The following is a 14,248-nucleotide window of genomic DNA, read 5'->3' on the forward strand; positions in this document are numbered from 1 at the left end:
AAACAGTTTTTGAGCAGGTCTTACCGGTTGGGGTAAAACCTGAATCACATATTCGTCGGTTATCGATGCATTATGTAATTAACCTTCTATCCATTCGTTTATTCCATACTTCAACTAATTTGGCTCTACTAAACGTCACCTACAGCAGCTACCTGATTTACTTATGAAGTGGCAAAACCAGTCTTGTGGCTCTACGCTTTATTGTTAGCTCTATTTTTATTCCATTTATTCAAGGTTGATTGGATAAGTTATTACAAGGGTTGTTTATGACTATTGAGCAGAAATTGGAAAGTGCACGACTGGAGTTGCTTGATATGGGGCTGCGAGCAAACCCGCAGCTGAACTATCGTAGCAGTGGAAAAGCGATAGATATAATAGACGAAAAGTCTGAGCAGGTTTTTGAGTTGCTTGTCGAAAAAGAAAAAACAATGAGCTTTTTGCCATTACCAAAGGCTTATCAAAATAACATCAGCGACGATGATCAAAGTACTTTTTTTCAGTCTGATGAAGACACTGAGTTACCTCCGCTGGATTTGTATCTGGAGCAGCAAAAGGGGGAGGCACGATTTAGCGATAAGTATCTTCAAACTGGGTTTATGCCTGCAAAGCTTGATAAGGCACTTTTAAAGTTAGAGGCGGATGCACACACAATGTTGCAAGAGCAGGGCATAGAAGTAATGTACCTGGCGCTGGGTTTTTTGCAATGGAATGAACCGTCCAATACGCGTGTATCGCGCTATGCACCTTTGATCCTTGTCCCCGTAAAGCTTACAAGATCGTCCGCCAGGGATAGTTTTAAGCTGAAATATACGGGTGAGGAGCTGGGCTCCAACCTGACGCTGGCCGCAAAATTGAGAACCGAATTCAAACTACAATTACCTACTTACACGGTTGAAACTACTTTACCAGAATACTATCAAGCAGTTGCGCATGCTGTCGAGAAGCAATCAAGCTGGAAAGTCCACCCGGATAAAATCGGCCTGGGGCTTTTCTCGTTTGGCAAATTCCAAATGTATATGGATTTAGATCCGAGTGGCTGGCCAGAAGGCAAAAAGCCTGAACAGCTGCCGCTCATGACACGTCTTCTGAGTGAGGGGTTTATCCCAGAAGCCGAGTACAACACTAGTGAATTGGCGCACCCTGAGAAGCTCCATTTGGTAAAAGATGCCGATTCCAGCCAGATAGCGGCGATTTTGGCAATGAAGTCGGGTGCTGATTTTATCATCCAGGGTCCACCTGGTACTGGCAAGTCTCAAACCATTACCAACATCATTGCTGAGGCTGTTGCTTTGGGTAAAAAAGTGCTGTTTGTAGCACAGAAAATGGCGGCACTGGAGGTGGTGAAGAAGCGACTTGATGAAACTCACCTCGGGCTTGCCGTGCTCGAATTGCACAGTCACAAAAGTACCAAGAAGGTGGTACTGGCTTCCATCTCGGAGTCACTGGCACAAGGCAAGCCCCAGATAGCAGACAGAGAGCAAGAGTTTGCTGAGCTTGCTGCCGCCAAATCACTACTGGATTCCTATGCGAAAGAAGTGAGAGTGCCCATTCTCAATAGCAAAATCAATTATATCAGTGCTTTGGGTAAGCTGATGCAGCTTGAGCAAGCGTCAACGGATAAACCGATCCCCCTGTTGCCATTTAGTCTGTTTTCGCAATGGACAGACGAAACATACCATCAAGTAATAAAAATTGTCGACGAACTGGTCCAGCAGATACAGCAAATGGGGGAGCCAGCCGCGCACCCGTTTGCCATGTCTACCCGCCAGGATTTTTCTCCCGCGATGCATCAGGCGTTATCCGCTGCGATGCTGGCACTGAGAGATGAATTAAGCGCATTGGATTCTCATGGCCAAACGGTTGCAGAGCGCATACAGCTTGAAAGACCCGACAGCTTGCAGGCGGTATCTCAATTGATTTCCACTGCGTACTGGTTGTCTGAGGTGCCTGAACTGCATGGGGTACAAGTAGATAACTCGGTGTGGGTTTCGGATGAGCAACAGGTAGTACGTGGTCTGGAGAGTCTTGAGCGCACCATGTTGCTTAAAAAGGCAGTCGAAGAAGAGTTTATTGCACTTGTATTTGAGGCCGATTTACTGAGTATCCGTGAAGGGTTAGTTGGAAAAACGGATAAATGGTGGCGCTTTTTGTCGCCTGGTTTTAGAAAAGCGAAAACTAAGCTTTCTGGTCTGTACAAAGGGATTTTGCCGGGCAACCCCGCAAAGTGGTTAGAGTCATTAGATACAGTGTTGGAGTATAAAAGCGCAAAACGCGAGTTTGATACCTACTGTACGTTTTTATCGAATGCTTTTGGCCCGCTATGGCAAGGAGAGCACTCAGACTTGGCAGAGCTCAAACGGGTTTTTGAATGGATCTGCGACTATTATCAAAAAGTGAATAGTGGTCAGTTGCAATTGAAGCTGGCAAAAGTCATTGATGCTGGTGTAGACAAACAACTGCTACTGAATGAGTCAGACGGGCTAAAACGATTACATAATGAGTCGTTACACCTTTGCAATCGACTAACAGAAATCGTTGCGATAGATCCACAAAGGTCAGAGTATGAACTTGCGACAATGAAATTTGGTGCTTTGTCAGATCTGTTAGCGAGTTGGAACAAGCCAGAGCAGTTATATGAGTTTGCACGATATAACCAGATAATTACTGCACTTGAGCAATATCAGATCCAGCCCTTCGTAAAACTGGCCTTCAATTGGAAAGAGCCCCCGGAATCTTTGCTGCATGTGTTTGAGAAAAGCTATTACCAGGGCTTGGTTGATTATGCGTATGCTAACTCCGCATCTATCCGACAATTTGATCGGACAAAGCACGAAAAGACCATCAAAGAATTCAAAAAAGTGGACGAAGAAAGTCTGTTTTTCGCTCAGGAAAAGCTTGTCGGTCAGTTGTTTGAACAGTTACCGAATAAAAATGCAAAAGGAGAAATGGAACTGGTACTGCGGGAGCTCAGTAAGAAGACGCGCCATATTCCTTTGCGAAAATTATTAAGTGAAGCGGGCCATGTTATTCAACAGATTAAACCTATCTTTATGATGAGCCCTATGTCTATCGCAACTTACCTTAAGCAAGGTGCGCTGGAATTTGATTTGATTGTTTTTGATGAAGCCAGCCAGATCCCCGCTCCAGATGCATTGGGTGCGATGATGCGGGGGAGTCAGGTGATCGTTGTTGGTGATAGCAAGCAGATGCCACCTAATAGCTTATTTGCAAAGTCGGTGGAATTGGAAGAAGAAGAGCTTGAAAAGAGTGATACTGCTGACATCGAAAGCATACTGGCGCTGATGGAGTCTAAAGGTGCGCCAAGCCATATGCTGAAGTGGCATTACCGGTCACGCCACGATTCGTTAATAGCCGTTTCAAATGAGCAGTTTTACAAAAATGAGTTGATCGCATTTCCGAGCCCCGGATTTCACCGTGATGCAACCGGGCTGAAGTTCCATTATTTGCCAGAGAGCTGGTACGAAAAAGGGGGGTCAAGAACTAACCCCGGAGAAGTAAAAGCGGTGGTCGCAGCTGTGCTTAAGCACGCTCTGACCAAACCTCATTTATCGCTCGGTATTGTTGCTTTTAGTTTGTCTCAGCGCGACGCAATCATTCTGGAGCTTGAAAAAGTGCGCCGTTTACATCCTGAAACTGATGGGTTCTTTGAGCGCCATGCTGGTGGTGATGAGTTTTTTGTAAAGAACCTTGAGAACGTTCAGGGTGATGAGCGAGACGTCATCTTTATTAGTATTTGTTATGGAAAAACGAAGTCGGGCCAGATAAGCCAGAACTTCGGTTTATTAAATAAACCCGGGGGAGAGCGCAGGCTCAATGTATTAATATCAAGGGCCCGATTGTCTATGGAGGTCTTTTCGAACTTCCATGGGCAAGAGCTCAGAGTGGATAGTGGTAGCCCATTCGGGCTGCGTGCATTGCAGGCGTTTTTAGAGTTTGCTGAATTCAACAAATCAGAAACGGCTGTTGAAGGCGAGCAGGAGGCAAATTTTGCATTTGGTCGTGTACTGCAAGATGCCATTCAAAACTTGGGCTTTGATGTTGCGGCACAAGTGGGAAGTCAGGGATATTTTATTGATTTGGCAATACGCCACCCAAGTTATCCTGATCAATATGTTTTGGCATTTGAGTATGATGGCGAAGGCTACTATGAAGCGGTTTCTGCCAGGGACAGGGAGCGGTTGAGACAAAGCGTACTAGAGGGGTTAGGGTGGAAATTTGCGCGCATCTGGTCAACCGACTGGTACAGAGATCCAAAATCAGAGCTGCAAAGACTGAAAGTGATGATTGAGGAGGCCATATTAAATCACGATGCACACCTTGCTGCACTGGAAGGTGACACTGAACAGGCTGCGGTATTGGCTGATACGTTATCTGTGGCTGCAGAAATAGAGGAGCAAGGCTCAGTCCCGGTAATACAAAGAAATGAAGTGGCAGAAGAAGCGATATTTGATGCATGCAAAATCCCTTATAAAAAAGTGGATGCATCTGAACTTAACATGCCCAAGGTTGATGATTTTAGTGCTATTCCATTAAGCGCTATTGAGCATGCGATTGAGCGAGTTGTGGCCAGTGAATACCCTATTTTTGCTTCCATAGTTGCAAGCCGTTTGGCCAATGCCGCAGGGTTATCTCGTGTTGGCAGTAAAATAAAACGGATTGTGGATCAAGCTATTGATGGTTTAGCGGACAAAGGAGCAATTCAAAAAGACGATAACTGGGTTCTGTGGCCCAAAGGCGTCTCTAGCGTTAAATTACGCAATTGGGATGCCACAGACCCCTCAATGAAAAAGCTGGAAAATGTCTGTGACGCTGAGCTTACCAACGCGCTGTTGTTGACAGTACGGGACGCACATGCAATTAACATGACTGACTCGGCATCTGCCGCCCTTGGTTTACTAGGATTTCAACGTGCCACCGCACAGGCTGTTGAAAGGATGAATCGTCTGGCACAAGAGCAATGTAAAAAAGGCGTGCTAACCAGTGAAAACGATAGATTAAAAATTGCTGTGAGGAATTGAGTGAGGCGAAACAGTGGCTTGTTTTGAGCCGGTATATTAAGCCCTATTAATTTGGTGAACTGAATACCGCTGTGAGCGCACCTTGCACTTAAACGCTTAGATATCACATAAAAACCCTAAGCGTTTTAATTAGTTGGCGTGATATTTGCTTTGTTTTTCATAGGGTTTACTAATAGCAAGGAGCTGACGCTATGCAACTACCACGTAATTTGATGGATATTTATTTTGGTTACAACTTCCGGGTTGGTGATGTAAAAGGCACTAAGGAGAGCATTGCTGAGTTTGAGCAAATTGCCCAAAACGCCTCTTCTGCCGAGGAGAGAGAACGGTATGCGCAGGCGGCAAAACAGCTAAGAACAGAGATTTTGCCACAGATGGAAAAAGAAATGGAGCAGCTGGGTAAGCAGCTTGGGCTGAAAGGCGGTCAGATAGGTAAAACGATGGACTTAGATAGTGACGCGTTATCACATCTGGCTGTTAAAAAGGATCAACTGAAGGGCCTGTCTATGATAACGCCCTATGAAACTGGCAGTTTTTATCACAATAAAGCCTAGTGTATGGGCTTTGTAAAGGGGGTTGCCAGCTGGCAGCCCCTTTACAATTGTACAGTTATTCTAGTGCAAGCAAAGCTCAGATTGGCTTGAATATCTCCCTCAAAACTTGGGTGTTTGGCACAATATCCAAAGTCACGGCCGTTAACCCGATTTACCCATTTCCTGTTCAAACTCGATCACAATAAAGTCTGCCGGGCGCATAACGGCTACCTCAACCCTCACTCTTAAAAGACCATTGAGTAAATGGTCGCTGGTCATGGTTGAACCTAAACCGCAATAGACCTGAAATGCGTCGGCAGCCGATGAGCCTTGCAATCCCCCTTCTTTCCAGACGTTAGTCAGAAAACTGCTGATTTCGTTTTTTATTGCAGCCCAAGTGTTTGCCGTATTGGGCTCAAGTGCATAGGTACGAGCTACCTGTTTGCAGGTCTGTTCAATAAAGGTCATGGTGCGGCGCACCGGAATGTAGCGCCAGTCTTGTGAGTTGCCATCCAGGGTGCGGGCTCCCCAAACAAGAATACCCTGGCCGTTGAAAAAGCGAATGGCATTGACAGATTTGCCCGTGATGGCGTCAACGTTTAAATTCTCCTGCTGAGTATCACTCAGTCGAATGGGCAAAGACGTTGCACCCACAATACCTGTATTCGCCGGTGCATTCCAGACACCCATTTGGTTGTCATTCACCGTATAAACACCGGCCATGCCGCCACTGGGGGGTAATACATTGGCATCGCGCAGAACATACGAGATAATTTGCGAATAGGTTTTTGAGGCACTGAGCAGCGCTGCATGGTACTGCGATGTGGTCATAGACCCATCATTTTGAATTATTTTGGCGATGATCTCTTCTGCTGCAGCGTTCGGTGCCGATTCCGGGCTAAGTAATGGCTGTAATTTTTTAAGGTCGCCACCACACAGGTTGGTATAGTTAACTTCATCAGTCTGCATCAGGGCGGTGCCTACAAAAGGGTAGTATGCTGCTCCGAACTTAAGGCCGTTTGCGCCCGTATTGTTTCTGAATACTTCGATATCTTGTGTATAAGTGATGGGGTCTGGTGCTTTGCCGCCTATGATGTCGAACAGGCAGATGGCGGTTTGCATCTCCCCCGCTTGCAGCAACATACTTTGCATCAGCGTGCCATTGTCGGCCACAGGCAGCAAGGTTGCTTCCGGGCAAATATACATAGTAGGTGCTTGTTCGTTTTTAAGTAATGATAAACCTGCCTGTAGCTCAGCCAGTTTTACGTTCGGGTTAACAACCTGAGCGCCTACAGCACCTGGTTTTCCGGCGCTGTTACCATGGGTGCCGACAGACACAATATAGGCATCCTCACCGCCATTTTCATAGAACCAGCGCACGCTGTTGTACAAATAGTAAATGCTAGCTGGATCTGGCACGACTGAGTAATAGCGTCCTGCAATGTTCAGATAGTCGCCGGTGTCGGGCTGTTGCTCAGACTCTATCAAATAGTATTCAGGGTGATATTGCACGCTTGGATCGGCAGGTGGCGGCGGGTTTTCCTTCATATAGATTGCCTGAAACTCAGCAAAAGATGTAATTTTTTGCGCCTTGTTCAAATACGATTTGCCCTGGTACTGGGCAGCTGGTGTGTAACCTACAAATGCCGGTACTGCAGTTGCTACTGGCACAACCGAGTTAGGAAAAGCATTTACGTCATCAATGTAAACGCCAGGAGTTTTAATGTTTGAAGTGACCATTGCAATATTTGCCTCTATTCCTGTATGACTGGGTTCACTGTCCCTGATATTAGCGAAGTGAAGTTGTTATTTTGTTTTACATCATAATAGTCAATGCTAGCAATGATGCGTTTTTTGCGCTCGTCCCTGTGACAGACTAACTCTGTCATCTCAAATGGATCAGCGCCTGAACTTGTTCTGTTTGACTTTACCCAACTCAACTACCAAAGTTGTCAGGATCAATAAATGCGCAAGTTAGATATTGTGTGCTGCGTTTATTGGACGACTAAATTTCTCAGGCCGTAACTTTTCACGATGGTTTGCACCGTTCATGCGTCTGCGCTATGTTACTGGACAATCATTAAGGAACTTACAATTAATTGATATCATGGATTATTTAAGCATTAATAAATCAGCCTGGGATAAAAGAACTCAGGTGCATGTGGCGTCTGAATTTTATGATGTTGCCGGGTTTAAAGCCGGGCAATGTTCATTGAACCCGGTTGAGCTGGCGCAGGTGGGGGCGGTTAAAGGCAAATCCTTGTTGCATCTGCAATGTCACTTTGGCCAGGATACCTTATCCTGGGCGCGTTTGGGGGCTGATGTGACAGGGGTAGACCTATCCGCAAGTGCCATAATGCAGGCAAATGCCCTTAAAGGTGCGGTTAACCTCAGAGCTGAGTTTATCGAAAGCGATGTGCTCCAGTTTGGCCAAGTTAATACGCGCCAGTTTGATATTGTGTTTACCTCTTACGGTGTACTGTGCTGGCTGCCCGATTTAACCGCATGGGCAAACACGGTGGCGGGCGCGCTCAAACCTGATGGTGCGTTCCATCTGGTGGAATTTCACCCAATTAACGACTTGCTGGCAGGCTATGCCTACTTTCCTCATGGTTCGCCGGATATTGAGCAAGAGGGCACTTATACGGAAAACTGCGATGGCAACAAAAGCACCACAGTAACCTGGACTCACTCGATCAGTGATGTGATCAGCGCGTTGCTAATGGCTGGCCTGAGCATTGAGCTCTTTGCTGAACATCCTTACAGCCCATACGATTGCTTTGAAGGACTGGAGTTTGTGCCTGAGCTTGGGTATCAAAAGTTGTACCGGGGCCAGCAGGTGCCTATGCTGTATTCGATTAAAGCCAGTAAACGCAAGGGCCCAGATAATTGATCCGTGCTATTGGTGTGGTGCAAATTGTTTGCGCTCCCAAACCCAGCAAAGCAGCAAGGTCGCAAAACCACAGGCGTAGGTGATATACAAAGGTAGCGAGGTATTCGCGTCTTCGGCATACATGAATGTCTCTGACATTACTCCGGCCACGACTGCACCAATCACCAGCCAGGCTGCGGCACAATACAACTTATGGTCGGGTGCGCTCAAATAGCCTGCAAGCACCACGCAAGCGGCTGCTACGCCCCCTATCACCGGTTTTTTCCACCAACCCGCATACTCGGCCAGCATGCCAGCCAGTGTTGCCGACGCGATAAAAGTCACGACCACAATCACAATCGAAAGAAAAAGTTTAAGTGCGTGTTGCATAGCCTGTCCTTTTGAAAATCAAACACTATTGAGCATAGCTTACAACTTTTAGGGTGCTAAACTTTTGTTATTTATTATCGGGTTATCGGCGTCTTTAAAGCCATTGAGCTGTTGAGAAAGTTGACGTTTACACTCAATGATGAGGCGTAAACGCTAATCGTTAAGCACCAAGAAGCGGCAGGTGTTTGCGCTGTTGATAAGTTAAAGCCAGTGTTATGCAGTGCCTGATCATTGCGTCTGGCAATGGCTTGGACAACGGCAACATAATTGCCCGGTTGCCTTGTAGCTCAATTGCGTCACCGTACAGCTCACGGAATGTATCGGCCAGCTTAGTTTGGCAGTGAAAGAAAAGACAGTAACGCTCCGGCAACTTCGCTTTCCAGTCCATTCTCAGTGGGGTGCCAGTTTTAACGCTGTAGCTTGGCTCTCCCCATTTTAGAGACTCTTCGACTTCACCCAGGGCCTGTTCAGCTGCAACCGCAAAGATCAGCTCCCTCAGCGCCAGTAAGCGCGACTTAACATGTTCAGGGTATGTATCGAATTGCTCTTTGATTGCCTTATTCATAGGTTTTCCTGTCTATCATGCCGAACGCGTATACTAACCGAAAATAGGTGCTTTAGCGCTTGGCGATGTGCTTTTTCAATTTTGATTTTAGCCGGATTAAAACAGCACGAAGCTAATCTTCAAGCTTCATGCTGTTTGTAAGTGGCTACTCGTCTTCGCTTACCTTTATAGTCTGGCTAATAACACCCGATTGATATTCATTGTCTACCACCACCAGAATTATGGTGTATTCACCCGGTGAAGGGAAGGTGTGCGTCATTTTTGCTTCGCCCGGAATATAGGCCGGATCGTCGCCACCAAACTGCCAGTATCGTGACACAATTTCTCCGTTGGGATCATAAGAGGCTGACGAATCAAATTCGCAGCTTAGCCCGTTACATTGATAGCTAAGCTGAGCCACTGGCGGACGCACCCCATCCAGCGTTAAACTGACCGATTTGGTGTCGCGCAATCCATGGCGGTCTTCAACCTGCAAGGTCAGCTGATAGTCTCCGGCCCGGCCAAATTCAATCTCAACTTGTTGGCCGTGGAACACACGATAAAATCGTGCTCCCTCGAATACCCAGCGATAGCTCAGGCCATCTTGATCGTCCTGACTGGTCGTTCCGTCAAAACCGCAGATGGCATAACGGCAGTCGCTGCTAAAGTCGGCCACTGGTGCCCGATTATTTTCGGGCGCCGCGTTATCTATGGTCAGGAATTTGGCATAGCGGGTACCCCACTGGCCGCTTTCATCTTGCGCTCTGAGGGTCAATATATAGCGGCCATTGCGCCAGCGACGGGTATCCAGCGAATAGTTAATGGCTTCGCGCGCTGAGTCAAAGGCACCATCCTCAGCGCTCAGTAACACCCGACGGGCTCTGTGATGGCCTTCCTTTCGAATAGTCAGCAGCACTTTTTTAATTGCCTGACTGCGCGGCATCTGGCCACTCAGAGCAGGACCAAAATGATCATCCGCGATTTGTGCGATTATGTTGACGGGCGTACCGGCTGGCACCGCAGTGCGCTCAGCGCCTTGCAATCTGAGGTCGATAATTTGCGGACCATCAGGCAGTTTGTAAGGGCGTTTGGCAACTTTGGCGGCATAAATGAGCGCATTGAGATTATTTGGCCAGATCTCCCCCTCAAAGTTAGCGCAGCTTTCAAAAAACCAGGTGCCCAGCTCCAGCGTGTAAGCGGCAACACCATATTGCCCGTAGGCATAGTTGGTTGCTGTGCCGCCATATTGAACTCGCTCTTTTGTTTCAAAAGCCAGATAGTCATTGTAAGCCGCCAGGCGATGTCCCAGCATAGCCAGCTCAGTGGCATTCGGATTGGGCGTCAGCTCGCTCGACCACGGCCACATCACATAACGGCCATAACTGTGTAAGTCCAGAAACACGCCCTGAGTCCAGCTGGGGGCAGGATCGCTTGGCAAGTTGCCTCGTCTGTCTTTGAACACTGTGCGCAAATAAGCCTGGATCGCTTGGGTTTCGGGCTCAGACGCAGCACTGGGCCCGTGATAGGTTTCTGCACATTGGTCGTCCGTCGAGCCGCCAACAGGCGACGCCCAGGCGAAATCAAAGTTACGATTCAGATCGACTCCGCGCTTTGACTCATCCAGTGCACAGTAAGCCGTATTGGTATTTTTCCGCCACATTTCATCCTGCTCTGCCAGCACCCTGGCATCCGGGTTGGCAATCAGCAGAATATGAATTTCTCGCTCATTGAGGATCCAGTTCACATCGGCATTTGTGTCTCGATGCTCAAGCAGATACTGAGCAAATTTAATGGTCATTGCGCCAGGGGTATATTCGCGGGCATGAATAGCACCCTGAATATACAGTGCAGGGCGTTTACGCCAGTTGTTTTTCTTTTTATTTTTCAGCACTAACACCGTCAGGTCGTGACCACCCAGACCCTGGCTTTTTTCCCACGATGGGCCAATATGTTTTAGCTCCACAAAATCCGGATAAGTCTGCGCCAGTGTTTCGGCCAGCTGTTGTGTTTCAGCCAATGTTGGGTAGCACGCAAATGCAGGAATACCAGACGTCTGAGATGGCGTTACAGCACCACCGGCGGGCTTGGTCATGGTTTTTGAGGTTTTACGCTGCGGCTGAGTGCGGCGGTTCATATCCGGCCTTGCGATGATTAAGGCACCGTCAGCGCGCAAAGCTTCAGATTCCGCTTTACTGAGAGACAGCACAACATGGTTGTGTGTTACTTCGAGTATCGCATTATGGTAGTTCGCCAGATACTCGGCTTTTTGAGAGTCACTGAAAAAGACCAACTGATAAGCTGACTGAGTGGCGTGTTGCTGTGTAAGCGTCGATGAACTTGTTGCGTGCGGCGTGTTATGAGCCGCAAGTGAAAAACTCACCGCACTCAACAGCGCCAGTCCTGGCATCTTTTTAAACATAGTATTTCCTTCTATTGGGTAGTATAAATTCCTGTTTTGCCATCCCATTAGGCGATGGGTGACTTACCCAAAGATACTACATAAGAATGAGGTTGTTTGCTATTTGGTCAGGTGTGGGCTTTTTTTGGGAAGTTGGGGAGGGCTTTGAATAGTCAGTTATTTTGAGCTTGCACGCGCTGTGTTGTTATATTAAAAAAAGTACAGGCGTTGCTGTATGAGATTTAAAGTGGATGGCCCTGATGGTGGGGGTCGTGTAATCATTCGCAAGGTGGAAAACTAAATTATGGCGTACGATCTGGCCGTTGGAAAAAGCAAATATTTGAAGGACGCCCCTGTCGTAGTGGCTTCTATTTGCTTCAAAGAGTATCCGTTAATATGCGCTTTGCTAAAGAAATCAGATAATTTCTTTCTGAGAAATATTTGCGATCAGTTTAGCGATAGTTCATTTTCTGTCGCTGAACTGTGCCAGGCCAGAACTGAATTAGGTGAATTGCTAGTTGGCGACCCGTCTGATGAAGAAAGGCACTTACTGTATAAGCTCTTAGCGGTAATCGGCTATGCCCTTGATAAAGGTGAAATGTTACACGGCATAGCGGACTAGGTATTAGTTCAGTAAATTTAAATCAGGGTTAGACCATCGAGTTTCCATGCTTTTGTTTGGCTCATATACAACATAAGATAGGGCTGATATGGTTGGCTTTGTGCACCGTTATAAATACCAGAGGTGATATGTTTGTTGTAGATGAAGAAAGCTGGTCATGGCTATTATTTCAGGATCAAAATGACATGTATTTAACCGTCCTTTGCGGTGGTGTTGCCATGTTTAATGTCGATATCCAACTCTCTCAAGCTGAAGTATCTTCTTACAGGAGCTTTGGTCGTTCGTTTATTGAAGAACTGGCGAAAAGTATCGCTTTTAACCCCAGTGTTTACTCAAGTCGGAAGTCAAACTTTAGAAACGAGTTTGATTTAACTACAGTCATTAAAGACTGGAGAGAGTCAAAGTAGAGGAAGCAACCAGTGTCAGAGTTATGTGGGCAGTTACGTAGAAATTCATACAAAATTATGGGTACAGGTCCCAGTGTTTGGAAAGAGTAGTCACTTGCTACGCAAGGTTATAAGTGGATACCTGTTGCAATGGCGTTTGCAGGCGGCTCAATTAAATACGCATGAATACTAAAACGGCACAACTGTAGGTGAAGTTTTGCAGAATATTCTAATTCATGGTGAAGAGTGGCAATACTCAGATATCAAAGATACTGTTCTTTGGTGTAAAGATAAAAATTGGCAATATATTATTTTCGAAGCAGAGAATGACCATGAACATTGCACAGTTTGTTATTGGACTATTTTCAAATCCGAAGATTTAGAATCAGGCGCAGGTTATAGATCTAATAGTCATTGGCTGTGTCAGGAATGCTTTAGACATTTTGTGGCTCAGTAGTGGTAACAATGTATCTGTTTTGGGGATGTCTTTTTGAAAGACACCCTCACGAAACTGATGTTCGCAGAGGCATGTTTAAAACAGTATGTTATCGCACATTTCCGAGTAGCCGATTATGGTCGATGCACACACAGTCCATTTAAATCCATGCCTTAGTCTCTGATTAACAGTAAAACTGACAAACAACGCCGTCATCCCGGACGCTTGCGAGCCGGGATCTACCTAAACACCACACAGAAGTAAACCGGTGAGACAGTGAGTATAAGAATGCGATCCGGTGCGTCTGTCACCGCTGTGAATATAACTGTGATAACGGGCTCACTTAGCTTTGCCCCTGAGCAAACAAACTTATATGTTAATCTAGGCATATTTGGTAAAACAGTTTACGCATTTAACAACCTATTTCATAAGGAATGAGGCATGAGTAGTAATTTTACTTGGGCACCCATATATCAAGTTGGAAGTATAACTGGTGAAGAGTGTTTTTTGTTTTTCATACTAACACTTGCTTTTTTTGCTTGGTTAAAGTTAGAGCGAATAATAATTCAATGATGAAAGCATGCTTTGCTCTCATGCTAATGCTGTTAGTATCAGTAATTATTAATGGGTGGCTTGATTCGTGGGAGTTGGAACAAATATTAAAGTCTAATGAAGATGTGTTTATTATAGAAGGTAAACTGAAAAAGATTGATAGTATAAATACATATGACCCATACATAGGGGAGAAAGTAATAGTTGAAAATGTTGAACTATTTAGACCTAGTCCTACCCATCATGCAGCGAAGGTTGGTTGTTGGAAAGAGTATGTCTCTGGTTCAAAAGATTTCTCTTTGGGAGGTGAAATTAGAATACATTATATCTGGCTTAAAGGTGAAGGACCGACAGCAATGGTTAAAGGCGAAAAGCGGCCATTGGATATTCCCTGTATATTAAAAGTAGAAAAAAGGAATAACGCTTAACTATTGGAAGCCTAAAAGGCATCCAATAGTTATAAACTCTAGCTGATG

General features: G+C 46.0%; 10 protein-coding genes. 6 read left to right on the forward strand and 4 right to left on the reverse strand.

The features are described from left to right. Positions 1–266: 266 nt before the first annotated feature. Entirely contained in the window at positions 267–5,039 is a 4,773-nt protein-coding gene (locus C3B51_RS08975) for a DUF3320 domain-containing protein (protein WP_130244819.1), read from the forward strand. A gap of 191 nt (positions 5,040–5,230) precedes the next feature. Further along, on the forward strand, positions 5,231–5,593 hold the full coding sequence (locus C3B51_RS08980) for a hypothetical protein (protein WP_130244820.1): 363 nt from the start codon (positions 5,231–5,233) through the stop codon (positions 5,591–5,593). A gap of 141 nt (positions 5,594–5,734) precedes the next feature. Here the strand turns inward: C3B51_RS08980 and C3B51_RS08985 are convergent, their stop codons facing one another. Then, positions 5,735–7,312: a phage tail sheath family protein gene (locus C3B51_RS08985; RefSeq protein ID WP_130244821.1), complete on the reverse strand. Its 1,578-nt coding sequence runs from the start codon at positions 7,310–7,312 to the stop codon at positions 5,735–5,737. A 367-nt stretch (positions 7,313–7,679) separates the two neighbouring features. On the opposite strand from C3B51_RS08985, the gene C3B51_RS08990 reads away from it, so the two are divergent. Then, complete coding sequence (locus tag C3B51_RS08990; RefSeq protein WP_130244822.1) at positions 7,680–8,465, forward strand: class I SAM-dependent methyltransferase; 786 nt, start codon at positions 7,680–7,682, stop codon at positions 8,463–8,465. Between the two features lie 6 nt (positions 8,466–8,471). Here the strand turns inward: C3B51_RS08990 and C3B51_RS08995 are convergent, their stop codons facing one another. The 3 genes from C3B51_RS08995 to C3B51_RS09005 form a co-directional block, all read right to left on the reverse strand. Beyond that, positions 8,472–8,834 carry a hypothetical protein gene (locus tag C3B51_RS08995; protein ID WP_125717391.1) on the reverse strand — a complete coding sequence of 121 codons (363 nt, stop codon included), beginning with the start codon at positions 8,832–8,834 and terminating at the stop codon, positions 8,472–8,474. A 160-nt stretch (positions 8,835–8,994) separates the two neighbouring features. Next, positions 8,995–9,399: a DUF1801 domain-containing protein gene (locus tag C3B51_RS09000; protein ID WP_130244823.1), complete on the reverse strand. Its 405-nt coding sequence runs from the start codon at positions 9,397–9,399 to the stop codon at positions 8,995–8,997. 145 nt (positions 9,400–9,544) lie between these two features. Then, positions 9,545–11,797, reverse strand: a complete 2,253-nt coding sequence (locus tag C3B51_RS09005; protein WP_165389128.1) for a M14 family zinc carboxypeptidase — start codon at positions 11,795–11,797, stop codon at positions 9,545–9,547. A 283-nt stretch (positions 11,798–12,080) separates the two neighbouring features. Here C3B51_RS09005 and C3B51_RS09010 point away from each other — a divergent pair, with 283 nt between their 5' ends. The 3 genes from C3B51_RS09010 to C3B51_RS09020 all read left to right on the forward strand — a co-directional run bounded on the left by C3B51_RS09010 (position 12,081) and on the right by C3B51_RS09020 (position 14,200). Further along, on the forward strand, positions 12,081–12,398 hold the full coding sequence (locus tag C3B51_RS09010; protein ID WP_130244825.1) for a hypothetical protein: 318 nt from the start codon (positions 12,081–12,083) through the stop codon (positions 12,396–12,398). A 128-nt stretch (positions 12,399–12,526) separates the two neighbouring features. Next, positions 12,527–12,805, forward strand: a complete 279-nt coding sequence (locus C3B51_RS09015; RefSeq protein ID WP_130244826.1) for a hypothetical protein — start codon at positions 12,527–12,529, stop codon at positions 12,803–12,805. A gap of 915 nt (positions 12,806–13,720) precedes the next feature. Next, positions 13,721–14,200 carry a hypothetical protein gene (locus C3B51_RS09020; protein WP_130244827.1) on the forward strand — a complete coding sequence of 160 codons (480 nt, stop codon included), beginning with the start codon at positions 13,721–13,723 and terminating at the stop codon, positions 14,198–14,200. The last annotated feature ends 48 nt before the right edge of the window (positions 14,201–14,248 follow it).

The sequence above is a fragment of the Pseudoalteromonas rubra genome (assembly GCF_004212645.1).
In the GTDB taxonomy this organism is placed as follows: Bacteria; Pseudomonadota; Gammaproteobacteria; order Enterobacterales; family Alteromonadaceae; genus Pseudoalteromonas; species Pseudoalteromonas rubra_G.

Bases quoted from the DNA above. Each gene is read 5' to 3' on its own strand.
- C3B51_RS08975 (WP_130244819.1), top strand. From the start codon at position 267: ATGACTATTGAGCAGAAATTGGAAAGTGCACGACTGGAGTTGCTTGAT.
- C3B51_RS08980 (WP_130244820.1), top strand. From the start codon at position 5,231: ATGCAACTACCACGTAATTTGATGGATATTTATTTTGGTTACAACTTC.
- C3B51_RS08985 (WP_130244821.1), bottom strand. From the start codon at position 7,312: ATGGTCACTTCAAACATTAAAACTCCTGGCGTTTACATTGATGACGTA.
- C3B51_RS08990 (WP_130244822.1), top strand. From the start codon at position 7,680: ATGGATTATTTAAGCATTAATAAATCAGCCTGGGATAAAAGAACTCAG.
- C3B51_RS08995 (WP_125717391.1), bottom strand. From the start codon at position 8,834: ATGCAACACGCACTTAAACTTTTTCTTTCGATTGTGATTGTGGTCGTG.
- C3B51_RS09000 (WP_130244823.1), bottom strand. From the start codon at position 9,399: ATGAATAAGGCAATCAAAGAGCAATTCGATACATACCCTGAACATGTT.
- C3B51_RS09005 (WP_165389128.1), bottom strand. From the start codon at position 11,797: ATGTTTAAAAAGATGCCAGGACTGGCGCTGTTGAGTGCGGTGAGTTTT.
- C3B51_RS09010 (WP_130244825.1), top strand. From the start codon at position 12,081: ATGGCGTACGATCTGGCCGTTGGAAAAAGCAAATATTTGAAGGACGCC.
- C3B51_RS09015 (WP_130244826.1), top strand. From the start codon at position 12,527: ATGTTTGTTGTAGATGAAGAAAGCTGGTCATGGCTATTATTTCAGGAT.